The 25,317-nt window shown below is 75.2% G+C and carries 27 protein-coding genes; 9 read left to right on the forward strand and 18 right to left on the reverse strand.

Annotated elements, in window-relative coordinates:
- The first annotated feature begins 2 nt into the window (after positions 1 to 2).
- The 7 genes from ACSDG8_RS30160 (at position 3) to ACSDG8_RS30190 (ending at position 6,394) form a co-directional block, all read left to right on the forward strand.
- A complete protein-coding gene (locus tag ACSDG8_RS30160) occupies positions 3 to 983 on the forward strand; it encodes a carbohydrate ABC transporter permease (protein ID WP_210895185.1) in 981 nt (326 codons plus the stop codon).
- A complete protein-coding gene (locus ACSDG8_RS30165; protein ID WP_210895184.1) occupies positions 980 to 1,849 on the forward strand; it encodes a carbohydrate ABC transporter permease in 870 nt (289 codons plus the stop codon). The genes ACSDG8_RS30160 and ACSDG8_RS30165 overlap by 4 nt, the downstream gene beginning before the upstream one ends.
- Positions 1,846 to 2,475, forward strand: coding sequence for a hypothetical protein (locus tag ACSDG8_RS30170; RefSeq protein WP_210943028.1), 630 nt, complete (start codon positions 1,846 to 1,848; stop codon positions 2,473 to 2,475). The genes ACSDG8_RS30165 and ACSDG8_RS30170 overlap by 4 nt, the downstream gene beginning before the upstream one ends.
- Complete coding sequence (locus ACSDG8_RS30175; protein WP_210943027.1) at positions 2,472 to 3,365, forward strand: PmoA family protein; 894 nt, start codon at positions 2,472 to 2,474, stop codon at positions 3,363 to 3,365. Before ACSDG8_RS30170 ends, ACSDG8_RS30175 begins: the two co-directional genes overlap by 4 nt.
- A 47-nt stretch (positions 3,366 to 3,412) precedes the next feature.
- A complete protein-coding gene (locus ACSDG8_RS30180) occupies positions 3,413 to 4,369 on the forward strand; it encodes a sugar kinase (protein WP_439427477.1) in 957 nt (318 codons plus the stop codon).
- On the forward strand, positions 4,366 to 4,980 hold the full coding sequence (locus ACSDG8_RS30185; RefSeq protein WP_210895180.1) for a bifunctional 4-hydroxy-2-oxoglutarate aldolase/2-dehydro-3-deoxy-phosphogluconate aldolase: 615 nt from the start codon (positions 4,366 to 4,368) through the stop codon (positions 4,978 to 4,980). The genes ACSDG8_RS30180 and ACSDG8_RS30185 overlap by 4 nt, the downstream gene beginning before the upstream one ends.
- Positions 4,981 to 5,059: 79 nt before the next feature.
- Complete coding sequence (locus ACSDG8_RS30190) at positions 5,060 to 6,394, forward strand: ABC transporter substrate-binding protein (RefSeq protein WP_439427478.1); 1,335 nt, start codon at positions 5,060 to 5,062, stop codon at positions 6,392 to 6,394.
- A gap of 12 nt (positions 6,395 to 6,406) precedes the next feature.
- On the opposite strand, the gene ACSDG8_RS30195 is transcribed toward ACSDG8_RS30190, so the two are convergent.
- Genes ACSDG8_RS30195 through ACSDG8_RS30235 form a run of 9 tightly spaced genes read right to left on the reverse strand, consistent with a single transcriptional unit; the run spans position 6,407 to position 15,010 of the window.
- Positions 6,407 to 7,171, reverse strand: a complete 765-nt coding sequence (locus tag ACSDG8_RS30195; protein WP_439427479.1) for a hypothetical protein — start codon at positions 7,169 to 7,171, stop codon at positions 6,407 to 6,409.
- Positions 7,172 to 7,189: 18 nt separating this feature from the next.
- Positions 7,190 to 7,666 carry a hypothetical protein gene (locus ACSDG8_RS30200; RefSeq protein WP_210895177.1) on the reverse strand — a complete coding sequence of 159 codons (477 nt, stop codon included), beginning with the start codon at positions 7,664 to 7,666 and terminating at the stop codon, positions 7,190 to 7,192.
- A 55-nt stretch (positions 7,667 to 7,721) separates the two neighbouring features.
- The gene (locus ACSDG8_RS30205) at positions 7,722 to 8,642 is read right to left on the reverse strand and encodes a hypothetical protein (protein WP_210895176.1); all 921 of its coding nucleotides are present in this window, start codon (positions 8,640 to 8,642) and stop codon (positions 7,722 to 7,724) included.
- On the reverse strand, positions 8,639 to 9,313 hold the full coding sequence (locus ACSDG8_RS30210) for a phage tail protein (protein ID WP_210895175.1): 675 nt from the start codon (positions 9,311 to 9,313) through the stop codon (positions 8,639 to 8,641). The genes ACSDG8_RS30205 and ACSDG8_RS30210 overlap by 4 nt, the downstream gene beginning before the upstream one ends.
- Positions 9,294 to 11,915, reverse strand: coding sequence for a putative baseplate assembly protein (locus tag ACSDG8_RS30215; RefSeq protein WP_210895174.1), 2,622 nt, complete (start codon positions 11,913 to 11,915; stop codon positions 9,294 to 9,296). The genes ACSDG8_RS30210 and ACSDG8_RS30215 overlap by 20 nt, the downstream gene beginning before the upstream one ends.
- Positions 11,912 to 12,352, reverse strand: coding sequence for a GPW/gp25 family protein (locus tag ACSDG8_RS30220; RefSeq protein WP_210895173.1), 441 nt, complete (start codon positions 12,350 to 12,352; stop codon positions 11,912 to 11,914). Before ACSDG8_RS30220 ends, ACSDG8_RS30215 begins: the two co-directional genes overlap by 4 nt.
- Entirely contained in the window at positions 12,349 to 12,687 is a 339-nt protein-coding gene (locus ACSDG8_RS30225) for a hypothetical protein (RefSeq protein ID WP_210895172.1), read from the reverse strand. The genes ACSDG8_RS30220 and ACSDG8_RS30225 overlap by 4 nt, the downstream gene beginning before the upstream one ends.
- The gene (locus tag ACSDG8_RS30230) at positions 12,687 to 14,258 is read right to left on the reverse strand and encodes a phage baseplate assembly protein V (RefSeq protein ID WP_210895171.1); all 1,572 of its coding nucleotides are present in this window, start codon (positions 14,256 to 14,258) and stop codon (positions 12,687 to 12,689) included. The genes ACSDG8_RS30225 and ACSDG8_RS30230 overlap by 1 nt, the downstream gene beginning before the upstream one ends.
- Positions 14,255 to 15,010, reverse strand: coding sequence for a CIS tube protein (locus tag ACSDG8_RS30235; RefSeq protein ID WP_210943024.1), 756 nt, complete (start codon positions 15,008 to 15,010; stop codon positions 14,255 to 14,257). The genes ACSDG8_RS30230 and ACSDG8_RS30235 overlap by 4 nt, the downstream gene beginning before the upstream one ends.
- Positions 15,011 to 15,697: 687 nt before the next feature.
- On the opposite strand from ACSDG8_RS30235, the gene ACSDG8_RS30240 reads away from it, so the two are divergent.
- Positions 15,698 to 16,168, forward strand: a complete 471-nt coding sequence (locus tag ACSDG8_RS30240) for a hypothetical protein (RefSeq protein WP_210943023.1) — start codon at positions 15,698 to 15,700, stop codon at positions 16,166 to 16,168.
- Between the two features lie 486 nt (positions 16,169 to 16,654).
- Here ACSDG8_RS30240 and ACSDG8_RS30245 read toward each other — a convergent pair whose 3' ends face one another.
- From ACSDG8_RS30245 to ACSDG8_RS30280, 8 genes are all read right to left on the reverse strand, one after another.
- Positions 16,655 to 17,137, reverse strand: a complete 483-nt coding sequence (locus tag ACSDG8_RS30245) for a phage tail protein (RefSeq protein WP_013286679.1) — start codon at positions 17,135 to 17,137, stop codon at positions 16,655 to 16,657.
- Position 17,138: 1 nt separating this feature from the next.
- Positions 17,139 to 18,395, reverse strand: coding sequence for a phage tail sheath family protein (locus ACSDG8_RS30250; protein ID WP_210895168.1), 1,257 nt, complete (start codon positions 18,393 to 18,395; stop codon positions 17,139 to 17,141).
- A gap of 16 nt (positions 18,396 to 18,411) precedes the next feature.
- Complete coding sequence (locus tag ACSDG8_RS30255) at positions 18,412 to 19,092, reverse strand: carboxypeptidase-like regulatory domain-containing protein (RefSeq protein WP_210943022.1); 681 nt, start codon at positions 19,090 to 19,092, stop codon at positions 18,412 to 18,414.
- A complete protein-coding gene (locus ACSDG8_RS30260) occupies positions 19,089 to 19,697 on the reverse strand; it encodes a glycine zipper family protein (protein WP_210943021.1) in 609 nt (202 codons plus the stop codon). The genes ACSDG8_RS30255 and ACSDG8_RS30260 overlap by 4 nt, the downstream gene beginning before the upstream one ends.
- A gap of 13 nt (positions 19,698 to 19,710) precedes the next feature.
- Entirely contained in the window at positions 19,711 to 20,055 is a 345-nt protein-coding gene (locus tag ACSDG8_RS30265; protein WP_210943020.1) for a hypothetical protein, read from the reverse strand.
- Positions 20,056 to 20,192: 137 nt separating this feature from the next.
- On the reverse strand, positions 20,193 to 21,095 hold the full coding sequence (locus ACSDG8_RS30270; protein WP_247688311.1) for an LppM family (lipo)protein: 903 nt from the start codon (positions 21,093 to 21,095) through the stop codon (positions 20,193 to 20,195).
- A 181-nt stretch (positions 21,096 to 21,276) separates the two neighbouring features.
- Positions 21,277 to 22,431 carry an FAD-dependent oxidoreductase gene (locus tag ACSDG8_RS30275; RefSeq protein ID WP_210943019.1) on the reverse strand — a complete coding sequence of 385 codons (1,155 nt, stop codon included), beginning with the start codon at positions 22,429 to 22,431 and terminating at the stop codon, positions 21,277 to 21,279.
- A 20-nt stretch (positions 22,432 to 22,451) separates the two neighbouring features.
- A complete protein-coding gene (locus tag ACSDG8_RS30280) occupies positions 22,452 to 22,925 on the reverse strand; it encodes a nitroreductase/quinone reductase family protein (RefSeq protein WP_210943018.1) in 474 nt (157 codons plus the stop codon).
- Between the two features lie 161 nt (positions 22,926 to 23,086).
- Here ACSDG8_RS30280 and ACSDG8_RS30285 point away from each other — a divergent pair, with 161 nt between their 5' ends.
- Positions 23,087 to 24,220, forward strand: a complete 1,134-nt coding sequence (locus ACSDG8_RS30285; protein ID WP_439427480.1) for an FUSC family protein — start codon at positions 23,087 to 23,089, stop codon at positions 24,218 to 24,220.
- A gap of 7 nt (positions 24,221 to 24,227) precedes the next feature.
- Here the strand turns inward: ACSDG8_RS30285 and ACSDG8_RS30290 are convergent, their stop codons facing one another.
- Positions 24,228 to 25,217, reverse strand: coding sequence for a LacI family DNA-binding transcriptional regulator (locus ACSDG8_RS30290; protein WP_439427481.1), 990 nt, complete (start codon positions 25,215 to 25,217; stop codon positions 24,228 to 24,230).
- Between the last annotated feature and the right edge of the window lie 100 nt (positions 25,218 to 25,317).

Raw genomic sequence — 25,317 nt, forward strand, 5'->3', positions numbered from 1 at the left:
CCGTGGCTCTCACCACGGCGCCCGGCCGGACCCCGCGCACCGGACCGGCCGGCCCTCGCCCCACGCGGCGTCGGGCCGGCCGGGCCCGGCTCGGCGAGGGCCTGGCGGGGTACGTCTTCCTCTCGCCCTGGCTCATCGGACTGATGGGCGTCACGGCGATCCCCATGTTGCTGTCGCTCTGGCTGAGCTTCACCGACTACGACATCCTCACGCCGCTGTCCGAGGTGCGGTGGGTGGGGCTGGCCAACTACGAGCGGATGTTCACCGCCGACCCGTCGTACTGGCACGCGGTGCGGGTCACGCTGACGTTCGCGCTGATCGCGGTGCCGCTGAAGCTGGCCGCCGCGCTCGGCGTGGCGCTGCTGCTCAACCGCGCCTGGCGGGGCGTCGGGCTGTTCCGCAGCCTGTTCTACCTGCCGTCGCTGCTCGGCGGCAGCGTCGCGCTGGCCATCGTCTGGGTCAACATGTTCAACCGGGACGGCGCGTTCAACTCGTTCCTCGCCCTGTTCGGCGTCGAGGGGCTGCCCTGGGTCAGCGACCCGGACTGGGCGCTGGAGACGCTGATGGTGCTGGCGATCTGGCAGTTCGGCGCGCCCATGGTGATCTTCCTGGCCGGGCTCAAGCAGGTGCCCACCGAGCTGTACGAGGCGGCGGCGGTGGACGGCGCTGGGGCGTGGCGGCGCTTCCGCGCGGTCACCCTGCCCATGCTCTCCCCGGTGATCTTCTTCAATCTGGTGCTGGAGACCATCAACGGCTTCCAGGGCTTCACCGCCGCGTTCGTGCTCAGCAACGGCACCGGCGGCCCGGTCGACTCCACCCTGATGTACACGCTGAAGCTCTACATCTCCGGCTTCACCGACCTGGAGATGGGCTACGCGTCGGCGATGGCGTGGGTGTTCCTGCTGGCGATCGGCGTGGTCACCGCCGTGTTCTTCAGCACCGGCCGGTTCTGGGTGCACTACTCGGACGGAGACGACTCATGACCGCGCTCACTGTCGCGCGCCGCCGGCCGGGCAGCGGCCGGAACGTCCTGCGGCTGGTCGTGCTCGTGGCGATCGTCGCGGTGGTGCTCTACCCGCTGTTCTGGATGCTCGGCACCTCGGTCAAGTCGCAGGCCGAGATCGTCAACAACGTCGGCCTGCTGCCGGAACGGTTCACCCCCGGCAACTATCTCGACGGCTGGACCAACTTCGACATCAGCTTCGGCCGGTTCTTCCTCAACAGCGTGATGGTCAGCGGCCTCACCGTCGTCGGCAACGCGCTGTCCTGCCTGCTCGCCGCGTACGCCCTGGGCCGGCTGCGGTTCCGGCTGCGCAAGATGTGGTTCACCGTCATGATCGGGACGCTGCTGCTGCCCGGGCACGTGCTGATCGTGCCGCAGTACATCCTGTTCCGCAGCCTCGGCCTGGTCGGCGGCGACTGGCCGTACCTGCCGCTGCTGGTGCCGCAGTTCCTGGCCACCGAGGCGTTTTTCGTCTTCCTCATGGTGCAGTTCATGCGCGGCATCCCGCGCGAGCTGGACGAAGCGGCCACCATCGACGGCGCGTCCCCGTACGGCGTGTTCCGGCACGTCATCCTGCCGCTGAGCCGCCCGGCGCTGGTCACCACCGCGATCTTCTCGTTCATCTGGACCTGGAACGACTTCTTCCGGCAACTGGTGTTCCTGTCCAGCCTGGAGGACTACACCGTCCCGGTGGCGCTGACCCTGTTCATCGACTCGACCAGCCAGAGCTCCGTCGGGCCGATGTTCGCCATGTCGGTGCTGTCGCTGCTGCCGGTGTTCCTGTTCTTCCTGGCCTTCCAGCGGATGCTCGTCGAGGGCATCAACACCAGCGGGCTGAAGGGATGACCGCCGTGCCCGCCTCCACCGACGCCGTACCGGTCCGCGCCGACTGGCGGGACACCCTGCGCGAGGCGAGCGACCTGGCGCTGCTCGGCTTCGCCGTGGCGCTCGCCGCGCTGCCGGTGCTCACGCTCGCCCCGGCGCTCGCCACGGCCAGTACCGCGCTGCACGACAGGTCGGTCACCGGCGCCTGGCCCGAGGCGCGGACCAGCCTCAGGCGGTTCGGCCGCGCGCTGCCCGCCGGGCTGGCGGTCAGCGCCGTCGTGCTCGCCGCCGTCGCGCTGCTCGCCGCCGACCTGGTCGCGCTCGCCACCGGCCGGGTACCAGGCGGCGGGCCCGCGCTCGTGCTCACCGCCGTGGTGGTGGCAGCAGTGCTCGGGTACGCGGGCCTGGTCACCGTCGCCGTCGGGCGCACCGGCGGCCGGGGCTGGCGGGCCGCCGCCGCCCGGGTGGCGCGTGCCTGCCCGGAGCGCCCCGGCGTGTGGGCCGCCGCCTCCGGCGTCTGCGCGCTGGCGGTTCTGCTGGGCGTGCTGGTCACGCCGGTCGCGGTGCCGATCCTCGGCGGGTACGCCCTCGCCGCGTTGCACGCGCTGGACGCCCGCCGCCCGGTCCCCGCCCCGGAGCCGTCGTGACAGCCGAACCTCGTTCCGCCGCTGCCGGGCCGCGTCCGGCCGGGGCCGACGCCGAGCCCCGGCTGGTCGTGGACGGCGTCGAGGTGGCCCGGTACCTGATCAGTCCCGACCTGGACCCGCGCCACGGGCCCCGGCCGTACCTGCATCCGGTGCGGACCCGGGCCGGCACCCCGGTCACCGACGCGCTCCCGGCCGACCACGTCTGGCACCTCGGCGCCTCCCTGACCGTGCAGGACGTCGACGGCGTCAACCTGTGGGGCGGCCGGACGTACGTGCGCGGCACCGGCTACACCTGGCGCGACGACCACGGCGTCATCGCCCACACCGGCTGGCGGGAGCGGGCCGCCGACCGGCTCGACCACGACCTGGAGTGGCGCGACCGGCACGGCCGGGTGCTGCTGCGCGAACGCCGGCGGATCACCGCCACGCCCGCCGGGGAGGACGCCTGGTGGCTGGACCTGTCCGCCACGCTCACCTCCGCGACCGGCGCCGACGTGCGCCTGGGCAGCCCGGCCACGAACGGCCGCCCGGGCGGCGCCGGGTACGGCGGCTTCTTCTGGCGGGCGGTGGCCGACGGGGAAGCGCGCGTGCGCACCGCCGACGCGGCAGGCGAGGAAGCGGTGAACGGCTCGGCCGCGTCCTGGCTGGCGTTGTCCGCCTCCGCGCCTGGCGGTGGCGCGTACACGCTGGTGTTCACCGGCCTGGGGCCGGGCGACAGGTGGTTCGTGCGCACCGCGATGTACCCGGGCGTCTGCGTGGCGTACGCCTTCGACACCCCGGCGGTGGTCACGGCCGGACGGCCCCGGCACAACCGGCACCGGGTGCTGGTCGCCGACGGCCACCTCGACGCGGCCGACGTCGCGGCCCGAGTCGAGGCGGTTCTCCGGTGAGCGCGAGGATTGAGCCGGGTGATGCCGCGAGGCCCGAGGTGGTCTGCGTGGGCGAGACGATGGTGGTGCTCGCCCCCGCCGAAGGCGGGTCGCTGGAGCACGCCGCGCGGATGACCGTCGGCGTGGGCGGCGCCGAGTCCAACGTGGCGGCCGGGCTGGCCCGGCTCGGGCACCGCGCGGCGTGGGTCAGCCGGGTCGGTGACGACCCGTTCGGGCGGCGGGTGGTGGCCGAGGTCGCCGCCGCGGGCGTGGACGTCTCAGCGGTCACCGTCGACCCGGACGCGCCGACCGGGCTCTACCTGAAGGATCCCGGGCCGGACGGCACCCGCGTGCACTACCACCGCGCGGGGTCGGCAGCGAGCCGCCTCGGCGCCTCCGACCTCGCGCGTCCCGGGCTCGCCGGGGCGCGGCTGCTGCACCTGTCCGGGATCACCGCCGCGCTCTCCGGCACCTGCCGCGACCTGCTCGTCTCAGCGCTGGACGGGCGGGCGCTGCCCGGCGCCCGGGTCAGCTTCGACGTGAACCACCGCCCGGCGCTCTGGCCCGCCGACCGGGCCGCCCCGGTCCTGCGCGACCTGGCCGACCGCGCCGACGTGGTGCTCGTCGGGCTGGACGAGGCGGCCGTGCTCTGGTCGGCGGACGATCCGGCCGCGGTGCGTGCGCTGCTGCCCGGTCCCGAGTTGGTGGTGGTCAAGGACGGGCCGGTCGGCGCGACGGCGCTGCCGCGTACCGGACCGGCGGTGTTCGTGCCGGCGTTGCCGGTGGACGTGGTCGAGCCGGTGGGCGCGGGTGACGCGTTCGCCGCCGGGTTCCTCTCCGGGCTGCTGCGCGGCCTCGACCTGCGAGCCTGCCTGCGGCTGGGGCACCTGACCGCCGCGCCGGTGCTGGCCGTGCCGGGCGACACCGCCCCGCCGCCGGACCCGGAGACGATCGCGCGGGCGCTGGCGCTGCCGGACGAGGCGTGGACCGAGCAGGCGCAGGCGGGGAGAGGGAGTGGGAGATGAGCGGGCACGACTTCGGGGCTCTGTTCGGCGACGCGCGGGTGATGGTGATCCTGCGCGACCTGCCGCCGGAGGAGACGGTCCGGCTGGCGGAACTGGCCTGGGATCTCGGCATCGCCGTGGTGGAGGTGCCCATCCGTACCCCGGAAGCGGTGCCGGCGCTGCACGCCGCGGTGACGGCCGGACGGCGGCGGGACCGGATCGTCGGCGCGGGCACTGTGCGTACCCCGGCGCAGGTCCACGACGCGGTGGCCGCCGGGGCGGCGTTCACAGTGGCGCCGGGCCTGGACCTGGCGGTGGCCGACGCGGCGGCCGGTCTCGGCGTGCCGCACCTGCCCGGCGTGGCCACCCCGACCGAGGCGCAGCGGGCGCTCGACCACGGCCTGGTGTGGCTCAAGGCGTTCCCGGCGGTCAGCCTCGGCCCGGCGTGGTTCCGGGCGGTGGCCGGGCCGCTGCCGGAGGCCCGGTTCGTGGCCACCGGCGGCATCGACGCCGGCAACGCGGGTGACTTCCTCGCCGCCGGTGCGCGCGTGGTGGCGGTCGGGTCGGCGCTCACCGATCCGGCGCAACTGCCGCGCCTGGCCACGCTCGCCGCAGGCGGGGCGGCCACCTGAGCGCCGCGTGGTGGATCCGGTGGCGCGACGACCGTATCTTCGTAGCCGACACGGGGACCCGGCGGCCGAGGAGGACCTGATGCGCGCTCTTGCCAGGCACGCCGACGGCGTGTCGCTGTCCAGCCCTCTGTCCCGGCGGCTGCTGCTGCGTGGCCTGCTGGTCGGCGCGGCCGCAGCGCCGCTGACGGCCGCCGCGGCCTGCGGCGACGACGAGGACGGACCCGTCGCCCCGGACGCCCCGGTCGAGCTTTCCGTCTTCTGGTCGGGCACCGACGCGCGGGCCAGGCTGACCGAGGAGGTGCTGGCCCTCTACACCAGGAAGCACCCGAACGTGACCTTCACGAAGACCTGGCAGACCGACAAGGGCTACTTCGACAGGCTGGCCGAGCTCACCGCCGGCGACAAGGCGCCGGACATCTTCCAGATCGACGACGACCACCTGGCCGAGTACGCGGCGCGGCGGACGCTCGCCGGGCTGCTCTACTACCAGGGGGCGCGCAAGCTGGAGACCCGCCCGATGCACGACAGCCTCTGGCGGTACGGCTACGTGGACGGCGAATTCGTCGGCGTGCCCGCCGGGGAGGACACCCAGGGCCTGGTCTACAACAGGACGCTGCTGACGAGGCACGGGCTGCCCGAGCCGACCACCGGCATGACGTGGGAGCAGCACATCGCCTGGGCCGAGCAGGTGACGAGGAAGACCAAGGTCCCGGGTACCCAGGATCCGAGCGCCGACGACAAGGCGCTCTGGGTGTGGCTGCGGCAGCAGGGCAAGGATCTGTACCAGGACAAGGGCCTCGGCTTCACCGTCGAGGACGTGACGCGGTGGTTCGCGCTGTGGTCCGGCGCCCGCGACCGGGGGGCGACGCCGACGCCGGACGTCATCCGCCAGGGAAACACCGGCGACGTCACCAGGCAGCTGGTGGTCACCGGCAGGGCGGCCACGTCCTGGGTCTGGGCCGGCCAGATGCCGGACCTGCAGAAGGGCACCGCTGACGAGCTGGGCGTGGTGGCGTACCCGGGTGACCCGAGCGCACAGTGGGCGCGCGCCGGGACGTACTGGTCGGTGCACAGGCGCAGCACGAAGAAGGACGCCGCGGTCGACGTCATCAACTTCATGCTCAACGATCCCGAAGCGGTGGCGCTGCTCGGCACCGACCGTGGCCTGCCGCCCAACGCCGACCTGCGCGCCAAGCTCGGCGAGACGGTCACCGACCCGACCGTGAAGCGGTCCATCCGGTTCGGATCCGAGCTGGCGAAGACGTTCGGCGACGGCCCGCGGCCCCCGCTCAAGGGACACCGCACGGTGAGGTCCGAGCTGGTCAAGGCCGCCGAGAACGCCCAGTCCGGCCGGGCCACTCCGGCCCGGGCGGCGGAACAGTTCGTCGCCGCCGCCTCGGCCGCGATCGCCTGACCGGCCGCGCGGTCACCGGACCGTACGGCCGGACGTGGTTGCGGTGGTCCGGACCGCCTTGACGATCGCCGGGATCGACCCGATCAGCAGCACCAGCGCCCAGATCAGCGCCACCACGGCGAACACCACGGCGCCCAGGTCGTCCAGGATGCTGACCAGGATCACCGGCACCAGGGCGTGCAGGAACTGCAGCACCACTGTGCACAGCAGCGTGGTCAGCGCCAGCAGCACCAGCCCTTTGTTGCGCAGGATCCGGGGCTGGGCGGCGAGCAGCAGCCCGGCCCAGACCAGTTTGAGCAGCAGCGTCAGCCCGAGCAGCGCCGCGGCGTCGTCGACCGGGAAGAACCCCCAGACCGCCAGGTACGCCAGCGTGCCGAACGGCGGCGCCAGGAACAGCGACACCATCACCGTCAGCTCGACGAACGCGACGATCAGCAGGACCAGCGACACCAGCAGCAGCACGATCGAGAAGACGAGCGTGGCGACACCCTGCACCCGGCCCTGCACCCGGTCCGGCAGCACCAGGCTCAGGCAGAACAGCCCGGTCGTCCAGAGCGCCACCACGTCGATCAGCGCGAGATAGCCGATGCCCCGCCCGGACGGCTCGGACACCGCGCCGACGTCGCCCAGCTCGACGCCGAGCTGCCCGGCGCTGCCCCGCAGCGCGCCGCTCGCGTCGCCGCCGCCGGTCAGCACCGCCGCGCCCAGCTCCACGCCGACCACGAGCGCCACCGCGAGCAACGCCAGCAGCAGGAACGGCTTGCGCAACTCACCCATGCCGCGTCTCCGTCCCGGTCAGGACCGGGCCAGCGTGACAGCGCATCCGCCACCTCCCGGACAGCGCAGAAGCACCTCGGTCTCCCGGTCCACGGCCACCTTCGCCACCGCCGGGCCGTCCGCGTCGGGCGCGACCTCGTCGGTGACGGTGACGTCCGCGTCGCCTGGCGCGCGGGCGGTCACCTGGAACGGCGCCGTGCCGCGCAGCACGAGCGTGCGCAGCGCGCCCGGGTCGGCCACCCGCAGCCGGCACACCGTCCCGAAGGCGAGCGCCACCCCGTCGGCGGTGGTGGCCGGTTCGGCGGCCGGCGGCAGGCACGTCACCGCCACCGTCGCCGGGTCGACCGTCCCGGATCCGCGCCCGAGCCGGGCCAGCGCGCCCGGCCCGTCCGCCGGGTCGCCCGGGTCGTCGCGGCGACCGGCCACCGCCACCACGTACAGCGCCACCAGCAGTACGGCCACCGCCACCAGCAGCACCTTCTGCTTCGTGGTCACGGTGCCGGCTCGGTTCGCGACTGCGGGGCTCGCAACACCGGCTCACTCCTCGCGCTCACGGCCGGACGACGGGCGTGAAGCGGATCTCGTCCACCCCGGCGAAGTACCTGTCGGTGCCCTGGGTCTTGCTCACCGCCACGAGCGTCAGCTTGTGCGGCCCGCGGGTCAGCTCCACGGTGCCCACGTCCACCTCGTCGGTGCGCACCACGGTCGGGCTGAACCCGAAGAACGTGTCGCCGACCTGCCGGCCGTCGACCAGCCAGATCGTGTTCGCGTAGTCGAACGACGTGGTCCGTACGGTGGAGAACCGCCAGGTGCCGTCGGCCGGCAGGTCCACCTGCACCGTCACCCGGTCGCCCACGCCCCGGCCCAGGAAGAACAGCTGCGCGTCGCCGGACCACACCACGTCGCAGCAGTTCTCCTGCGCCACCACCTCCGCCTTGGCGCCGGTGGGGGACTGCACCACAGCGCCGGAGACGAGCGTCTCCGCCTCCACTGTCACCGCGTTCGCCTGCGGCGGGGCCGGGGCGTCCGGTCCGCGGGTCACCAGCCAGGCCACCACCCCGGCCACGACCAGCACCAGCGCCGCGGCGGCGGCGATCCACGGCCACGGCGCGCGCTTCGGGGGTACGACAGCCCGCACGTCGTACGTGACCCGGCCGCTGGACCGGGAACTCTCCTCCGGCGCGGTGTTCGCCGAGTACGCGAACCCGGTCATGTCGTAGCGCCGGGGCGGCGTGCCGGGCGGTACGGCGAGCCGTACCAGGAACGACACCGAGCCCTGACCGGGCACCACCCGCTGCGGCTCGGCCACCGTGAACCAGGCCCGCTGGCTGCCCTCGCCGGGCGCGACGTCGAAGACGACGGTGTCCGGCGCGGTACCCGGGTTCGACACGGTGAACGTCAGCTCGCCGCCGTTGCGGGTGTCCAGTGTGAACTGCTCGGCGGCGGCGACGACTGTCCATTCGGTGGTCATGACGGCTCCTCGGGCGGATCGTGGGGCAAGGGTGCTGGTACGTGGGCCCGGCCGACAGCGCGGACCGTCGCCACCCCGGCGGCGGGCTCGGCGTCGTCCGGCTCGGGCGTGGGCGGCGGGCCTGGGTCCGGCGGGCCTGCTGTGGGCGGCGCCGGCTCGGGCGGGCCGGGGTCGGTGACGACCTCGACGGTGACCGCGGCCGGTTTCTCCGCCTCGACGATGCGGGTGACCAGCGCGAGCCGGTCGGCGGCGGCAGGAGGCACCCGCACCACCAGGTGGAACGGCCGCTCCGGCGGCTCGTCCAGCACGAACCCGGACACGCCGGTGGCCAGTTCCAGCGCGGTCCGCATCCCGTACGGGGTGCCGCGCCAGCGGGCCAGCAGCGCGCCGTGCGCGACCAGGTCCCGCAGCCGGCCCGCCGGCAACGGCAGCGGCGCGTCCGCGCGGGGCGCGGCGACCACGTGGTCCATCGCCACCCAGCGGGTCAGGTAGGCCACGAACCCGTCCGGCGTCCGGTACGGCCCGAACAGCGCGTCGACGTCGGCGAGCACCGCCTCGTCCGGGGCGTGCAGCGCCTCCATCACGTCCAGCAGCGCGCCCAGCACGCTGCCCGGCCCGGCGGCCCGCTGGTACGCGGCGGGCAGCAGCCGCTCAATCGCCGCTCGGCGCATCCTGCCGCACCACCTCGATGTCGTGCTCGCCGGAGCAGAGCAGCCAGGTGCCGGGGACGGTGACCACGTCGGCGGTGGCCTGGTTGGCGCTCGCCGTCCAGTCCTCGCCGTCGCCGCTGCGGAACACGCCGCGCTCACCGCCGGCGAGCACCAGCCGCCCGGCGCCGGACGTGCCGGTGGGCGCGGTGGCGGCGATGGCGTCGACCGGGACAAACCGGGTCCGGTCCCGCAGCGGCAGGCCGCAGTTGACCATCACCGGCGACCACTGCGGCTGCCCGGCGAGCGTGTCCAGGCGGACCACGCCGCCGCTCTGCGTCGCGGCCAGCGCGAGCGGGCCGCTGAACGCCAGGTCGCGGCAGGTGCCGCCGATCCAGCCGGACGCCATCGACTGCCACTTCACGTCCGACTCGAACAGCCGGGTGCGGTGGCAGCCCTGCCCGGGTTTCTTCGGGTCCGGCTCGCCCGCGCCGCACCACAGCAGCGTGGCCGGGCCGTCGTACTGCACGGCGAGGACCCGGTTGTCGACGTTGGCGAGGCCGACGTGGGCGAACGTGCCGGGCCGTCCGGCCGCCGTGGACAGGTAGACGCCGAACCCGGCCTGCGCGGCCACCGCCACCCCGGGCGCGCCGCGCTCGGAGACGAACGCGCGCACCGCGTAGAAGCCCCGGTCCGCGTCGGCCGGGTCGACCAGGATCTGCAACGGCACCGCGCCGGGTAGCAGCGGCACCTCGTACAGGCCCGCGTCGGTGGCCAGCAGCAGCGCGCCGGTGCCGTCGCGGTCGATCCAGGCCAGGTCGCGTACGCCGGAGTCGAGGTCGGTCAGCAGCGTCCACGTCTCGCCGAGGTCGGTGCTCAGCCGGACCCGGGAGCCACCGGCGTCGCGGGTGGTCACCACCGCCACCGAACCGGCCCGGGGAACCACGCCGGGGCGTACCGGGGCCGGCGCGGGCACCACCCGCACCACCGTCTCGCCGTCGAACCGGCCCGCCGGTTCCCAGCCGGCACCGGCGTTTGTGGAGCGGAACAGCACCGGGCCGCCGCCGGCGTACCAGGTGTCGGCCTGGTACTGGTCCACCGCCACGGTGCGCACCTGCGCGTCGGGCGCCTCGTCGACCACGAAGCGCACCGACTCGACGTAGCGCACGCCCGGCTCGGCGTGCTCCAGCATCCGGTACACGTTGGAGGCGCGCAGCGGCTCGCCGAACGCCCAGCCGGCCGGGTTCAGCGGCGTGGGCAGCGGGCTGAGCGTCTGGTGCAGCCGGTCGTGGATGCGGCGGCGTACCGCGTCCACGTCCTCCTCGCGGCGCACCACCACCCGCGCCTGGATGGACACCGCCTTGTACCGGGCCCAGCCGGCCCGCACCGCCGTACCCAGGGCGCGTCGGCGTTCCAGGTCGGCCTCGACCCGGCGGCGGGCCTCCTCCACCTCGTGCTCGCGCAGCACCGCCACCGGCAGCCGCCCGCCGGGGCGGGCCGCGTCCGGCACGTACGGCACCAGCACCACCTCGACCTCGCCGGGCCGGGCGAAGCTGTAGACGGCGGCCCGGGTGAATGCCCGCGCTCGCGCCACCGCCCCGGAGCCGGTGGCCAGGATCTCGAAGTCCCGGGCGGTGACCGCGCGCTGCTGGGCGAAGAACTCGTACGGCCCGCGCGCCAGCACCGATTCCAGCGACTCCAGTTCCCGCCCGCCGGTGGCCGGCGCCGGGTTGTCCACCTTCACCCCGGGCAGCGGGTCGCGCAGGCTGGTCAGCACGCCCGCCGCCACGTTGCCGGCGGGCCCGCCGCCGCAGCGGTACCAGAGCCGCACCTGCCGCCCGGCCGGCGGCACCGCCGCCACCGTGGTCGCCCCGGCCGCCCCCTCGACGGCCGCGGCGCCCACGACCGGGCGCAGGTCCAGCGCCGGGGCGAACGTGACCACCCCGGACGCCCGGTCCACCAGGTAGACCTTCGCCTGCGGGCCGACACCGGCGAAGCTGTCCACCGGCCGCCAGATCTCGTACGTGCGCCCCTCGTGCTCGCGGGCGGCCGCGCCCAGTTCCACCGAGCCCGCCGGCACCTCCACCCCGAGCAGCAGGTCCAGTGCCTCGGTGGTGCGGATCAGCGGCGCGCGGGCGGCCCGGAACACCTGACCGGGCTGCCCGGTGCCGGTGCCGAGAAGCTCCGCCTCGACGGGCTCGCAGTGGTGCACCCGTACCGTCACGGTGGTCTCCCCGGCGGGCAGCACCGCCGGTTCGGTGGTCACGAAGACGACCGGCCGGGGGTCCGCGCCGCGCGCCGCGGCGACACGGGTGCCGGCCGGCACCCGCACCGGGCCGCGGTCCGGGCCGGTGCGGGTCAGGCGCACGTCCGCCCAGGCCGCCGCCGGTGCGTGCCGGGTGACGCCGAGCAGGTTCAGGAACGCCACGTACGCCTTCTCCGGCAACTGGTTCAGCCGGTAGATCATCACCTCGGTCAGGTACGCGAACGCCTCCACCAGCGCCATGCCCGGGTCGTGCGCGGACAGGTCGGTCCAGTCCGGGCAGGACCGGGCGATGCGTTCCCGCGCCTCGGTGACCAGGTCGAGGAAGGCGCGGTCGTCCAGGTGCGGCACCGGCAGCGTCATGGCGTGCCCTCCTCGTCAGCGGGTTCCTCGTCGGCCGGCAGCAGGTCGACGGAGAACACCAGGTGGCCGGGGGAGAGGCTGGCCCGCACCCGGTAGTCCAGCCGGATCACCAGGCGCCACGGGTCGTCCGGGTCCGGGCCGGCGTCCACGTCCAGCACCTCGACCCGGGGCTCCCACCGCCGGATCGCCTGCCGCACGTAGTGGATCGCCAGCCCGGCCGTGGTGTCGTCGTTGGGCGCGAACACGAGCCGGTGCAGCCGCGACCCGTACCCGGGACGCATCAGCCGTTCCCCGGGCGTGGTGGACAGCAGCAGGTACAGCGCCTGGCGTACCGTCTCGTCGCCGTCGGTCATGGCGAGCCCGCCGGCCGCGGTGAGCGCGAGACCACCGGCGCGGCCGGCGTCGAAGCCGGCGCCGACGAAGCGGAAGGCCCTCATGCGTCCGCCCCCAGGAAGCCCTGCCGCACGTCGCGGACCTGGTGGTGCACGGTGCCCGGCGGGGTGCCGTCGGTCAGGCCGTCCAGGTGCGACAGCACCACCGGCTGCCGGTCCACCCGCACCCACGTGCTGTAACCCACAGTGACGGTCAGCGTGTGCAGGCAGGGTTTGATCGTCGGGCCGTAGTTGGGGCAGGCGGTGATGTCCCGCCCCTCCGGGTCGGGACGGGTCAGCACCGGCACGGCCTGGACCGTCACCCAGTCCTGAGACGGGCGGTTGCGCACCCGCCCGTCGTGCCCGCAGGTGATCAGCGAGTCGCGGTGGATCCAGCGCATCAGCCACCTCCGGCGGAACGGGCGAGCGTACGGGCCTGGGCGGCGGCGGTCTCGGCGTCCTCGGCCGCCGGGGCGTGCAGGAAGTCGACGGTCCGGCCGCGCACCACGACGGCCCGGCCGGGCGCGGAGAGCACCAGGTCACCGGCCGCGTGCACGGTGGTCAGCTCGGGGCGCAGCTCGACGAAGCTGCCCGCGTCGGTGGCCAGCCGCAGCGTGCGCCCGTCGTCGTCGATCACGATCGACTGCCCGGTGCCGGTCCGCATCGACCAGCGGCGCGAGCGCCCCGACACGATCCCCGTGTCGTACGGCTCGACCGCGCCGAACAGCGAGCCGAGCACCACGCCCGACGCGGGTTCGCCGCCGGGCAGCGCCACCAGCACGGTGTCGTCCGGGTCGGGCAGCGCGACGATGCCCTTGCCCCGGCCCGCGCCCGGGCAGAGCACCGCGAGCCAGCCGGCGTCCAGATCCCCGTACGCGGGCAGCGTCACCCGGGCCCGGCCCAGCCCGTCCGGGTCGTCGACGTCGGTGACGGTGCCGAGCGTGACCGTCGCGGCCGGGGGCGCGGCCGTCGGCGGCGGGCCGGGCGGCGCAGTGGCGAACCGGGTCAGGTGCCCGTCCGCGTCGACCGTGTGCACCACCTCGGTGAGCACGTACACCCCGGCCAGCGGGTCCGGGACGCCCGCGAGGGCGATCCGCCGTCCGGGCCGCAGCGCCGGGTCGCCCTCGGCCGTGCCCTCGGCGGTGACCAGCGCGGCGACCCGGGCGTCCAGCCCGGCCTGGGCCAGCGCGGCCAGCTCGTCGTCGCTGCGGCCGGGCTGGTCCACGGCCGTGCGCACGCCGTCCGCGCCGACGTCGCCCGGCTCCGGGCGCAGCGGGATGCGCCGCCCGCTGCGGGCCTCGTCCGCCCGCTGGCCCAGCGCCTCCGCGCGCTGCGGGTGCCAGCCGAGTACGGCGCACTCCGCGCCCGCCCGGTCCAGGTTCTCGGTGATCCGCAGCGCGTGCACCGTCTCGCCGAGCGTCAGCGGCAGCGGATCCCCGTAGCCGTCCAGCGTGAGCAGCCGCAACCGGTCACCGTCCACGCTCAGGTGCAGCCCGGCCCGGCCGGCCACCTCGCACAGCAGGTCCAGGTCGGTGTGCCGGTGCTGGAGCAGCCGGTCCAGGCGCGGCCCGTCGTCCTCGGCCGCCACGCTCAACCCCAGCCCGGCGCACAGCTCGCCGGCCAGCTCGGCGGCGGTCACCGACTCGAACACCCGCAGCTCCTGGCGCTTGCGCAGCCGGTGCAGCGGGTCGTACGCCCGGATCCGCGCCAGCGGCACGCCGTCACCGGCGTACTCCCGCTCGACGGCTGTCACCTCACCGGTGAACAGCGCTTCGGCCTGCCCGTCGAGGCGTACGTCGAGGGCGGCGCCGGGGCGTACCGGAGGGTCGAGCGGGCCCGCGCCGGGGGCGGCGGTGAGCGTCAGCTCGCACTGCGCCGGGCGGTTCAGGCGGGCGGCGACGCGGATGGCGCGCAGCCGGGCCGGGTCGGCCAGCGGACGGCCGTCGACTGTCACGACGGCGGCCCGGCTCACGGCGCGCCTCCGGCGGCCCCGTCTGGTGGGGTGGTGACCGCGCCGACCGGCGGGACGGCGAGCGCGGTGCCGGCGGGCACGGTGAGCGGGTCGGTGATGCGGTTGTGTTCGGCGAGCAGCCGCCAGCGCAGCGGCGAGCCCAGCGCGTCGTGGGCGAGCAGGTCGAAGCGCACCCCGGACCAGCCCGGCTCGGCCGCGCCGTCGGCGGCCGCGACCACCGCCGATCCGGGCGCGACGGCGGGCGTGCTCGCCGCGGCCAGTTCCTCCTCGAATCCGGCGCGCGCCGCCTCGGCGCTCTCCGCGGCGCGGACCAGCTTCAGCCGCAGCCAGGACCGCCGGGGCGTACCGGTGAGCGTGAACGCGTCGAAGCGTTCCGCGATAGCGGTGATCACGCCGGGGACGTTCCAGGTCTTGCCCCAGACCAGGCGGACCAGCGGCGGGCGCAGCCAGCCGTGCTCGACCGCCGAGTTCTCGGCGAGCATCCACAGCGGCCGGGTCAGCGCGCGCACGTCCTGCGGCCGGGCCGGCGACTCCACGAAGTCCACGTCGAAGAGCAGATCGAGGACCAGCTCGGTACGTCCGCCGCCGGTGAAGACCAGCGGATCGTCGGCCAGTCCGGCGCCGGTGAGCGGACCGTCCGGGCCGCCGCGCGGGCGTACCCCGGCCAGCCGGGTCACCTGCACGGTCTCCGGGTTGAGCAGGCAGTCGACCCGGGTGCCGGACTCGTCCACGAGGAAGGCGACACGCTCCATCAGTCACCCGCCTGTTCCCGGTCCAGCCGGGCCGTGTCGCTCCACGGCGTGGTCCGCGGGGGAAGCCACACCGGTTCGGCCGGGAGCGCCGGCCACGGGTCCGCGTGTGTCCCGCCGCCCTGGGCAGCTTGGTGTGCGGAGACCGCGGCCGGGGTCCGGCCGGGGTCGTCCGGCAGGGCCGGCCACGGGCCGGAAGGCGTGGACTCGGGCCGGTGCCGCTGTCGCGCCGGATGATCGCCGTCGGTCGCCGGGCCGGGCCTCTCGGGATACGGCTCGGCGGCGCGTCCCCGCTTCTGCGCGGCGGGATCGGCGGTCCGGAACCGGTCGCCTCCGTCGGGTGTGGCCGGTCCGGGTCGTGCGTCCGGTGGTGCGGCCCATCGTGCGGCCTGTCGTGCGTCTGGTTGTGCGGTTGGTCGTGCGGCGGCGAAGAGGAGTGGGAGGACCTCGTCCCGGTTGGGCGACGGGCTCGTTCCGCCGACCACATTCCGGTCCCGTCCGGCCGACGCCGGATTCCGGAGTGCGTCCACCCGATCCGCGCCCAGTCCGGGCCGCTCGGGCGGTGACGGCCGGTCCGCTTCGCGGGACGTCACGCCGATGGTGTCCCGGCTTTCGGTGAGATGTGCGGGTCCGCCAGTGCCGGTGGGCGGGCCCGGCTCGGTGGGCCGACCGAGGCCGCCGATCTCGCCAGTGCCGTCGCTCGCGGCGTTGCCGCCGTTGCTGCTGCTTGCGCCGTTCGGGCTGATCGCACCGGTCATGCCGCTCGCACCGGTCACGCGGCGCGCGCCGTTCGCGTTGATCGCACCAGTCATGCTGCTCGCGCCGATCACGCGGCGTGCGCCGGTCGCGCCGCGTGCGCCGTTCGCGCCGCTCGCGCCGCGTGCGCCGTTCGCGCCGCTCGCGCCGCGTGCGCCGGTGGTGGTGGGCCTGGGGGCGCGGGTCACCGTCGGCCTGCGGATCGAGGACGCGCCGCTGGCGTCAGTCGTGCGTGTGGTGTCGGTCGTGCCGGTGGCGCTCGGTGATCCAGTCCTGTCGGAGATGCTCGCCGTTCCTGCCGGCGCCGGCGCCGCGGCCGGACCGCCCGACTCGGCCACGTCCCGGCCTGCGGGCCCATCCCCGAGCGACCCGGTATCCCACGCCCGCGCAGCACTGTCCGAGTAGGACCGGGTGTCCGCCACCGCTGCGGAGGTCACCGCCCCGCCCGCTTCCCACTCCGCACCCGCCCACGTCGACGCTCCACGCCAGGGCGATGCCGCGCCGCGCCCCCGCTCCGCCTTCCCGCTTTCCGGGATCCCCGTCCCATCCTCCAGGACCTCCGGGAGATCTTGGTAGGAAACGGCCCCTATAGGGGCCCTTTCGTACCAAGATCTCGACGGGCCGTTGCCGGGGGCGGCGAGGCGGTTGATCAGCCGTGTTGTCCAGGTCCGCCACCGGCGCGCCTGAACCCGCTCGTCGGAGAGCGGGGGAGGAGCGGTGGGCGGGGGAAGGTCGCGCAGCAGGCCGGGGGCGTGCGCGGCCACCAGGCGCCGCCAGTGCTCGGGCGGCTGACCGGGAGGACGTGGCGCGTCGGCCGGGAAGTCCGGCGACGACGGCGAGCCCGGATCGGACAGGCGATCGGCGGTGGCCCGCAGCGCGCGGGCCAGCCGGTCACGCGGTCGCCGGGGCGGCGGCACCGCCGGCCTCCAGTTCCAGGCCCTCGTACGCCAGGGTCAGCGCCTCGATGGCGATCTCCTGCGACAGCGTGTTCAGGTGCGCGCCCCGCCACCGGGTCGGCCAAGCGTTGATCATGTTCCAGCGCAGCACCTCGGCGGTGCCGGCCGGGTCCAGCAGCACCACCGACACGTTGCGCCGGTTGACTGTGCCCTTCGCGGCCGCGTTCACCCAGTCCCACAGCTCACGCGAGCTGGTCAGGCCGAAGTGGAGCGTGACCGGGGCGTACTCGACCTGGCCGGGCACGGCCCGGATGCGCTCGTTGCCCGCCTCCCGGTACGACAGCGCCGGTATCGCCACCTCGAAGCCGCTGACCTCGGTGAAGTGCCCGTTGGTGATGCCGTTGATGAGCAGCTTGAAGTGGTACGCGCGGTACGGGTCGACGGGCGCGCCCGGCTGCGGCGTCGCGGTGGTGGGCATGTCAGCCTCCGATCGTCTCGGTCTCGGTGCCGCCGGCCCACTGGCTCAGCTTGAACACCACGAACTCCGCGGGCTTGACCACAGCGATGCCGATGTGGGCCACCACCATTCCGGCGTCGCGTACGTCGGACGGGTTGGTCTCCTCGTCGCACTTGACGAAGAACGCCTCCTCGGGCGTACGGCCGAGAAGCGCGCCGTCGCGCCACACCCGGGTGAGGAAAGCGCCGATGTCGCGGCGGATCGAGCGCCACAGCGTGAAGTCGTTCGGCTCGAACACCATCCACCGGGTGCCGTTGGCGATGGCCTGCTCGATGGAAATGGACAGCCGCCGCACGTTCAGGTAGCGCCACTCGCTTGCCTCGGCGGCGAGCGTACGGGCGCCCCACAGCCGGATGCCCTCCCCGGCGAAGAACCGGATCACGTTGACGCCCTTGGGGTTGAGCACGTCGTGCTCGGGCCGGGTGACCCGGTACGCGAGGTCGACGGCGCCGCGTACCGGCTCGTTGGCGGGCGCCTTGTGTACGCCGCGCAGCGCGTCGGTGCGGGCCCAGATGCCCGCGACGTGCCCGCTCGGCGGGGTGAGCACGAGGTCGCCGCTGAGCGGGTCGCGGACCCGGATCCACGGGAAGTAGAAGGCGGCGAAGTCCGACTGCCGGGGCCGGTCGCCGCCGGTGCCGGGCGGTTCGTCGTCGGCGTCGCCCGGCGTACCCTCGGCGGGCTTGTCGGCCGACGAGGACGAAGCGGCCGACGCGGGCTTGGGCGGCTTGCCCGGGGTGGCGACCCGGGTGAGCCGGGAGACGTCGGTGACCTCGGGCGGCGGGTCGCAGATCGCCACCATGGTGCGCAGCCGCTCGGCCATGCTGATCAGCGCCTCGTGCGAGACCGGGTCGTGGTAGCCGGGCGCGGCCAGGATGGAGACCTCGTCGATCGCCTCCAGCAGTTCCAGGCCGCCGCGCCGCCCGCCGGTGCCGGTGAGCCGGCCGCCCTCGCCGACGTTCACCACCCAGCAGCGGGTGCCGCCGTTGTCCAGGAAGCCGAACACGGCGCGGGCCAGCGGGGTGCTCTCCAGGTGCTCGCCGTCGGCGTACAGCCGCAGGAACTCGGTCCAGCTGTTCACCGCCAGCGCCTCGCCGACGTGGGCGCCGCGGTCGGGCGCGACCCCGACGAACGCGGCGGTGCTCATGCCGACCGGTCCGATCGGGCGGGCCCCGCTGGGCACCTCCTCGACGTAGATGCCGGGGGAGAAGTAGGTGGGCATCGGTCCTCCTCGGACGTCAGTCGGGCGCGCGGACGACGATCAGGTGGTCGCCGTCCGGATCGAGTTCGGCGGTGTGGACGCGTCCCGCGCCGACCAGCCGGATCCGCACCGGTGCGTCCGGCGCGTCGGGGTCGTGCGGCACGCCGGTCAGCCGGAACCGGCCGGCGGCGTCGGTCTCGGTGGTCTGGGCGGTGCCCACCAGCTCCACCCGGACGGCGGCGAGCGGCTGGTCCTGCGGGCCGACCACCCGGCCGTCGAGCGTGCGCATGCCGAGCTGCCGCAGCCGCAGCGGGTGCCGCACCGGCGGCGCGGCCGGGACCGGCCGGTCGATGCGGGCCGGCACGTCCAGCAGCAGCGCCGGCCGGGGCGTCACGCCGAGCGCCCGCCACAGCGCCGGGTCGCCGGTGGCGAGCACCAGCTCCGGCCGGCCCGCCGTGGTGGCGGCGGCGAGCACCCGGTCCAGCGCCGCGAGGGCGGCCGGGCCGCCGCCCGCGACCAGCAGGCGGACCACGAACCGGTACGGCTCGCGCGCCGCGCCGCCGGTGGCGGTCTGCCGGGCCGGCCGCAGCTCCAGCGGCCAGACCGTGAGGCCGCCGTCGGGGTCGTCGCGTGGCGGACCGACCGGTACGGGCTCACCCGCGGCTCCGGTCAGCCAGCTCGCGACGTCCGCGACGGCCGCCTCGATCGCGCCGGTCATCGCGGTGGCGTCCCCTGGATCCGGTACGCGATGGCCTCGTTCCAGACGTGCGGGTAGACGCCGATCTCGAAGTAGCGGGTGAACCTGTTGATCGGCGCGTTTGTGTGGTCGTGCCAGAGCAGCCACACCGGGGCGATGGTGAACAGCACGTAGTTGAGCGCGACGAGCGGCAGGTAGAACGGGCCGAGCAGCCGGGCCTGGAACACGTGCACGTCCTCGTGGCGCTGGATGCCCGGGCTGGACCCGGCGCACACGGTGCCGATCGTCGTGGCGTACCGGGGGGAGACGCCCTCGATCACGTTGACCCGGCCGCTGCCGGCCGAGATGATCCGGTCGAGCTGGTGGCCGAAGACCAGGTGCAGGGCCAGGAAGAGCGCCCCGGCGAACGTGTTGAGCAGGCTCCAGGTGTGGTCGACCACGAAGAGGAAGATCCCCTTCGGGTCGGCGCCGTACGTGCCGGCGGAGGCGGACGCCCAGCCGAACGGCGCGCCGACGAGCAGTCCGACGACGGCGCCGGCCAGCAGGCCGACGGTGCCGGCGGCGAGTTGGCCGAGTACGGCGCCGAAGACGACCTGGACGGCGGCGCTGAGGATGCCGAAGATCATGGGGTCACCTCTCTCAGACCCAGGAGCGGACGTAGCGGGACTCGCGGCCCTGGGCGAGCTGGGTCGGCGACGCCTGCGTCGCCTGCCGGTTGCCAGGGGGGAGCTGGTTGACGCCGAGCGCGGCGGAGAAGATCACCAGTCCGTTGAAGAACGCGATGATCCACTTCTCCGGGCCGGCGTCGGCGGCGAACGCGGCGGTCAGGTAGGACAGCAGGAGCGCGAAGCCCAGCGCGATCCACTTGCGCGCCTTGTCGCCGCTGGGGCCGATCAGCCCGCCGATGACGTTCGTGGCGAGCAGGGTGGCGGCGCTGGCGCCGGTGAGGCTGCCCAGGGCGGCCCAGGTGAAGAGATCGTTCACGGCGATCCCTCTCTTTTCGATGGTGCGGTGGTGCGGCCGGGGTGCGATGGTGCGGCGGCGTTCCGGGGTGCTCACCCCAGGTTCCGCCCGGTGCGGTGGTGGGCCGCCGGCGCGGGCGCCGTCGGTGGTCGGAGGGCTCAGGCCGGTGGACCGGCGGGTCGAGTCGGTGCGTCGGGCGCGGCCGGGCCGCCGGTCGGGGCCGGAGCCGGGCTGCCGGGCGCGCCCGGGCCGGTGGTGGCGCCGGGGCTGAGGGCGGCCCCGGGCATGGCGCCCGGGCCGGTGGCGGCGCCCGGGCCGGTGGTGGCCGTCGCGTCCGGGCCGCCGCGGGAGCGCCGCCGCCGCATCAGCAGCACGAGCGCCACGCCGGCGACCAGCAGCAGGACGATCACCGCGCCGACGACCGGCAGCCAGGGGAAGGATCCGTTCCCGGTCACCACCGCGGCCGGGCTGGTGGCCGGCGGCGGGGGCGCCTGGGCGACGGCGCGCAGCTCGGCCGGCTTGGGCTGGTTGGCGACCACCTTCCAGCTGACCGAGCGCCCGGTGACCGTGCCGTTGGTGTCGAGCACCCGGCCGGGGAAGGTCACCGAGATCTCGAACGCCATCAGGGTCATGAAAGCCTGCTGCTGGCGCGGATCCTGCTGCCCGACCATCCCGCCGTATTTCTTCGGGTCCAGCGGGAGCGAGAATCGATAGAGATCGTCGTCCCGGACAAGATTCACGCTTTCGCTCATGAATTGCGCCAGCGGCGTTTTCCGGTACGTGATCTGAATGCCGTACGAGGTCGCGTCCTCGTACCGGCTCTCCGCCCCGGGCGGAAGTGAGGGAATGTTCGGCCGCAGTTGCGCGAAGGCGACCGCCGGGTCCGGGTTGCGCTGCTTGAGCACGGACTTCGGCGCGGTGAGCAGGAGCTGACCGGAGACGGTGTCGTCGTCGTTCAGGGTCAGCCCGAGGTTGAGCTGCATGCAGCCGCTCAATATCGCCACGAGGGCGAGACACACCGCGAGGCGGAATGACCGGCTGCGGCGGAGTCTCGTATTCATGCGCTCAGTGTGAGCCGGTGCCGCCCGCCGGGCAGTCCGTGATCGGTCGCCGTTCTGTCGCCGATCTTACCGGCGTCCTCTCCCATTCGGACGACCTCGAAAATGCGAGCGATCGATATTCTGAAGGATTGTCGCGTCGCTGATTCGCCGGCGGTCCCGGTGGCGCCCGGTCCTCCGGCGGTCAGCCCGGTGGCTGCCAGTCGGCGTACCGGGCCATGCCGCGCAGCGCCGCCCTCGACGGGGTCAGCCGGATCGCCGTGTCGCGCAGGGCCACCGCCACCGGGTTGCGCAGTTGCTGGCCGTACCGGGCGGTGCGCAGGGCCGCGCGCGCGACGGCCTGGCTGCGCGGTCGCCGCTGCCTGTCGTACGAGGCCAGCGCGCCGGCCAGGTCCGCCGTGCCGTTCGCGCAGACGGCGCCCAGCACCACGGCGTCCTCGATCGCCTGCCCCGCGCCCTGGCCCAGGTGCGGCGTCATCGCGTGCGCGGCGTCGCCGAGCAGCGCCACCCGCCCCTGGACGTAGGTCGGCAGCGGGGTGTCCAGGTGCAGCAGATCCGTTCGGAGCACCGCCTCCGGCGGCGTGGCCGCCAGCAGCGCCGGGATCGGCTCGTGCCAGTCGCCGAACCGCTCCCGTACGGCGGCCAGCTCGTCCGGCTCGCGTCCGCCGGGCGGCGCGACGTCCGCCGCGTACCAGTAGAGCCGGCCGTCGCCGAGCGGAACGGTGCCGAACTCGCGGCCCGGCCCCCAGGTGACTGCCGTCGCCACCGGCGCGGGCCAGGTGATCGCCGCCCGCCAGGCCGTCGAGCCGGAGTACGCCGGTGGCGGCGCCGCCGGCCACAACCGGCGGCGCAGCGTGCTGTTCAACCCGTCCGCGCCGACGACCAGGTCTCCGGCGAGGACCTCAGTCGTGCCGTCGGTCCGGCAGGTCACCGACGGCGCGGTGGCGTCGACGTCGACGACCTCGACGCCGGTGCGCAGCGCCCCGGACGGCAGCGCGTCCCGCAGCAGGCGGTGCAGGGCGGTCCGGTGGATGCCGAGCGCCGCGGTGCCCAGCGCGGCCTCCAGGTCGGCGCCCTCGATGCGGGACAGCCACCGGCCGCCGCGGGTGCGCAGTCCGCCCGGCGTGTCGGGCCGGCCGTCGCGCCGCACGGCGTCACCGAGGCCGAGCGCGTCGAGCCCGCGCAGCGCGTTGGCCATCAGCGTCAGGCCGGTGCCGAGTTCGCGCGGACGGTCCGCACGCTCCAGCACCGTGACGCGCCATCCGCGCCGGCGCAGCGCGACGGCTGCGGCCAGCCCGCCGATCCCCGCGCCGACCACCACCGCGTGTGGTTCGCCCACCCCGCACCTCCTTCTACAGCTCACCGCGCCGAGGACTCCGCCACGACGATCCGGAAGACCGGGATGCCGGCGGCGACCCGGGCGAACTCGGCGAGCGGGGCGTGCCGGTCCACCGGCGCGTGCGGGCGCGCGCCGGGAGCGAGCGCGAGGTGCCGGCGCAGGATCGGTGGCCGCTGCGCCACCGGCACCTCGACCAGCCGGACCGGCTCGCGGCGGCGACGGCGCAGCACCACCCGGCCGCCCGCGGCGCGCACGTTCGCCACCCAGTTTGCCCCCTCGCCCAGCATCGACACGACGTACCGCTCGCCGTCGTGATCGGCGACCACTATCGGCACCGAGACGATCCGCCCGGTGCGGCGGCCCGGCACCTCCATGGTCATCCAGTGCCGCGGAGCGAGGCCGGCGCCGTACTGCCACGCCGACAGCGCGTTCAACATCCGGGCCAGCCGGTTCGGCCGGCCGCCCCGGTACATCCACGTCATGACGCCGCCCATCGCAGGCCCTCCTTCTCCCGTACCCATTGACGGGCAGGCGCGCGTCGGCGGCCAGGGCCGACCGGCCCGTAGCCGTCCACCGCAGCGTGAACCACCGCCTGCCCGGCCACCGGCCGGTCCGGCGGGCCGCAGGATGAGGCGGGGGACCGGAGGGGAAGCGGATGACAGCGACCGCGAGCCGGGCCGCGGCGGCGCTCCGGCAGGCGGCCGGGCGGCTCCGGCACGGCTGGCGGCCGGTGCTCCAGGACACCCTGGCCGCCACGGTCGCCTGGATCATCGCCACCCGGGTCGCCGGGCACCCGCTGCCGTTCTTCGCGCCCGCCGCCGCCCTGAACGTGCTCGCCCAGGCCCGTGGGCGGCGCATCCGCCGTACCGCCGAGGTGGTGATCGGCGTGGCCGTCGGCGTGCTGGTGGCCGAACTGGTGGTGCAGGCGCTCGGCCCGCGCACCACGGGCACCGTCTTCGCGGTCCTCCTGCTCACCGTCACGCTGGCGGTGGCGTTCGGCGCCAGCTCGGTCAGCACCGTGCAGGCCACGCTCTCCGCGCTCTACCTGGCCGTGGTCTCGCCGCCGGACGAGACGCTGGTGCCGGTGCGGTTCGTCGACGCGCTCATCGGCGGCGCGGTCGCGCTCGTCACCAGCCAGGTCCTCAGCGCCCGCCGGCCGCTCGTCCCGCTCGCCGGGCAGGTCCGGCAGACCTTCGCGGAACTGGCCGGGGTGCTCGACGACACCGCCGAGGCGCTGCGGCACGGCGACCAGAACGGCGCCCGCGCCGTCCTGGACCGCGCCCGGCACGCCGACGCCGCGGTGGACCGGCTGCGGGACGCGACACGCGCCGCCGGCGAAGGGCTGCGCCTGACCGTACGCCGCCGCCGCGGCCTGGGCCGGCTGCGCTGGGTGGAGGGCTCGGTCCGGCAGGTCGACCTGGCGGTACGCGACGTGCGGGCGCTCGTGCGCGCCGCGGTCACACTCACCCGGGGCGATTCGCCCGTCCCGGCCGAGCTGGGCGACGCGCTCCATACCCTCGGCCAGGCCGTCCGGGCTGCCGGGGACGCGCTCGCCGCCGAGGTCGGCGGGCGGGAGCGCGAATCGGCGGGGCACCGCGCGCGGACCGAGGAGCGTGCCCTCGCGGCCGTCCGCAGCGCCGGGCGGCTGTTCACCGGCGACGCCACACTGCCGCTGGCGATGGTCACCGGTCAGGTCCGCGACACCGCCATCGACCTGCTGCGCGCCGTGGACGCCGGCGACGACGACGCGATCCCGGACCGGGTCGACGCGGCCGCCGCCGGGCACTGACCGGCGCTCAGGCGCTCTCCCGGGCGACCAGCGTCGACGGGAACGCGGTGCTCGGGGCGACCGGCGCGCGCGTCAGCACGGCCGTGGCCGCCGCGGCGGCGATCCGGTCGACCGGATGGGTCGCCGTGGTCAGCGGCGGGCTGCTCACGGCCGCGTACGGCAGGTCGTCGAACCCGGCCACCGCCACGTCGTGCGGCACCCGCACGCCGCGCCCGCGCAGCGCCGCGATCACCCCGAACGCGGTGGCGTCGCTGGCCGCGTAGACCGCGTCGGCGTCCGGCCACCGGCGCAGCGCCGCCAGCGCCGCCCGGCCGCCCCGCGCCGCCGTGAAGTCGCCGGTGACCAGCCGCGCCGGCGCCCCGGACTCCCGCATCAACTCCCGGTACGCGGTGACCGAACGCTCGGCGCAGCTCAGCCAGCGCGGCCCGGTGACCATGACGATGCGGCGCCGGCCGGTGGCGTACAGGTGGCGCAGCACCTCGCCCGCGCCGCCGGCGTTGTCCACGTCGAACGAGGGCACCGCCGCCGAACCCTGACCGATCGAGGCGACCCGGCCGTGCAACCTCGGCGGCACCGCCTCCAGCGCCGCCTGGGTGGTGTTGACCAGGATCACACCGCAGACGCTCCGGTCCGCACCGAGCCGGGTCAGCCCCGACGGGTCGGCCAGCGGCAGCCACTCCAGCGCCACCCCGACGCCGTGCGGCGCGCACACCCGCGACGCCGCGCCCACCACCCGGTGCACGTACGGGTCGTCCAGCACCGTGTCGTCGCGGCCCACCACGGCCACCACCAGGCGTACTCCGGCCCCGCGCACGAGCGCCCGGGCGGTGACGTCCGGTACGTAGCCGAGGCGCTCGGCGGCGGCGTGCACCCGGGCGCGGGCGTCCGTCGAGGCGAACCCGTAGGCGCCGAGCACCCGGGAGGCGGTGGCCCGGGACACCCCGGCGTCGCGGGCCACGTCTTCGAGGGTGGCGGGCCGTGCGGTCGGCGTATCCATGACCGCATCATGCCTGCTCGGGCGCGGATGGGCTAAGCCATAACGGCGCTTGTGGTGGAAGCGCTCTCAGGTGTGCGATTGTCGTCGGGAACCAGACGGG

This window comes from Micromonospora sp. LA-10 (assembly GCF_051853095.1).
GTDB classification, from domain to species: Bacteria; Actinomycetota; Actinomycetes; order Mycobacteriales; family Micromonosporaceae; genus Micromonospora; species Micromonospora echinospora_A.

What these genes read in the sequence shown, in the direction of transcription:
- ACSDG8_RS30165 (WP_210895184.1), top strand. Translation starts at nt 980, where the DNA reads ATGACCGCGCTCACTGTCGCGCGCCGCCGGCCGGGCAGCGGCCGGAAC.
- ACSDG8_RS30170 (WP_210943028.1), top strand. Translation starts at nt 1,846, where the DNA reads ATGACCGCCGTGCCCGCCTCCACCGACGCCGTACCGGTCCGCGCCGAC.
- ACSDG8_RS30185 (WP_210895180.1), top strand. Translation starts at nt 4,366, where the DNA reads ATGAGCGGGCACGACTTCGGGGCTCTGTTCGGCGACGCGCGGGTGATG.
- ACSDG8_RS30190 (WP_439427478.1), top strand. Translation starts at nt 5,060, where the DNA reads ATGCGCGCTCTTGCCAGGCACGCCGACGGCGTGTCGCTGTCCAGCCCT.
- ACSDG8_RS30195 (WP_439427479.1), bottom strand. Translation starts at nt 7,171, where the DNA reads ATGGGTGAGTTGCGCAAGCCGTTCCTGCTGCTGGCGTTGCTCGCGGTG.
- ACSDG8_RS30205 (WP_210895176.1), bottom strand. Translation starts at nt 8,642, where the DNA reads ATGACCACCGAATGGACAGTCGTCGCCGCCGCCGAGCAGTTCACACTG.
- ACSDG8_RS30210 (WP_210895175.1), bottom strand. Translation starts at nt 9,313, where the DNA reads ATGCGCCGAGCGGCGATTGAGCGGCTGCTGCCCGCCGCGTACCAGCGG.
- ACSDG8_RS30215 (WP_210895174.1), bottom strand. Translation starts at nt 11,915, where the DNA reads ATGACGCTGCCGGTGCCGCACCTGGACGACCGCGCCTTCCTCGACCTG.
- ACSDG8_RS30220 (WP_210895173.1), bottom strand. Translation starts at nt 12,352, where the DNA reads ATGAGGGCCTTCCGCTTCGTCGGCGCCGGCTTCGACGCCGGCCGCGCC.
- ACSDG8_RS30225 (WP_210895172.1), bottom strand. Translation starts at nt 12,687, where the DNA reads ATGCGCTGGATCCACCGCGACTCGCTGATCACCTGCGGGCACGACGGG.
- ACSDG8_RS30235 (WP_210943024.1), bottom strand. Translation starts at nt 15,010, where the DNA reads ATGGAGCGTGTCGCCTTCCTCGTGGACGAGTCCGGCACCCGGGTCGAC.
- ACSDG8_RS30245 (WP_013286679.1), bottom strand. Translation starts at nt 17,137, where the DNA reads ATGCCCACCACCGCGACGCCGCAGCCGGGCGCGCCCGTCGACCCGTAC.
- ACSDG8_RS30250 (WP_210895168.1), bottom strand. Translation starts at nt 18,395, where the DNA reads ATGCCCACCTACTTCTCCCCCGGCATCTACGTCGAGGAGGTGCCCAGC.
- ACSDG8_RS30255 (WP_210943022.1), bottom strand. Translation starts at nt 19,092, where the DNA reads ATGACCGGCGCGATCGAGGCGGCCGTCGCGGACGTCGCGAGCTGGCTG.
- ACSDG8_RS30260 (WP_210943021.1), bottom strand. Translation starts at nt 19,697, where the DNA reads ATGATCTTCGGCATCCTCAGCGCCGCCGTCCAGGTCGTCTTCGGCGCC.
- ACSDG8_RS30270 (WP_247688311.1), bottom strand. Translation starts at nt 21,095, where the DNA reads ATGAATACGAGACTCCGCCGCAGCCGGTCATTCCGCCTCGCGGTGTGT.
- ACSDG8_RS30280 (WP_210943018.1), bottom strand. Translation starts at nt 22,925, where the DNA reads ATGGGCGGCGTCATGACGTGGATGTACCGGGGCGGCCGGCCGAACCGG.
- ACSDG8_RS30285 (WP_439427480.1), top strand. Translation starts at nt 23,087, where the DNA reads ATGACAGCGACCGCGAGCCGGGCCGCGGCGGCGCTCCGGCAGGCGGCC.
- ACSDG8_RS30290 (WP_439427481.1), bottom strand. Translation starts at nt 25,217, where the DNA reads ATGGATACGCCGACCGCACGGCCCGCCACCCTCGAAGACGTGGCCCGC.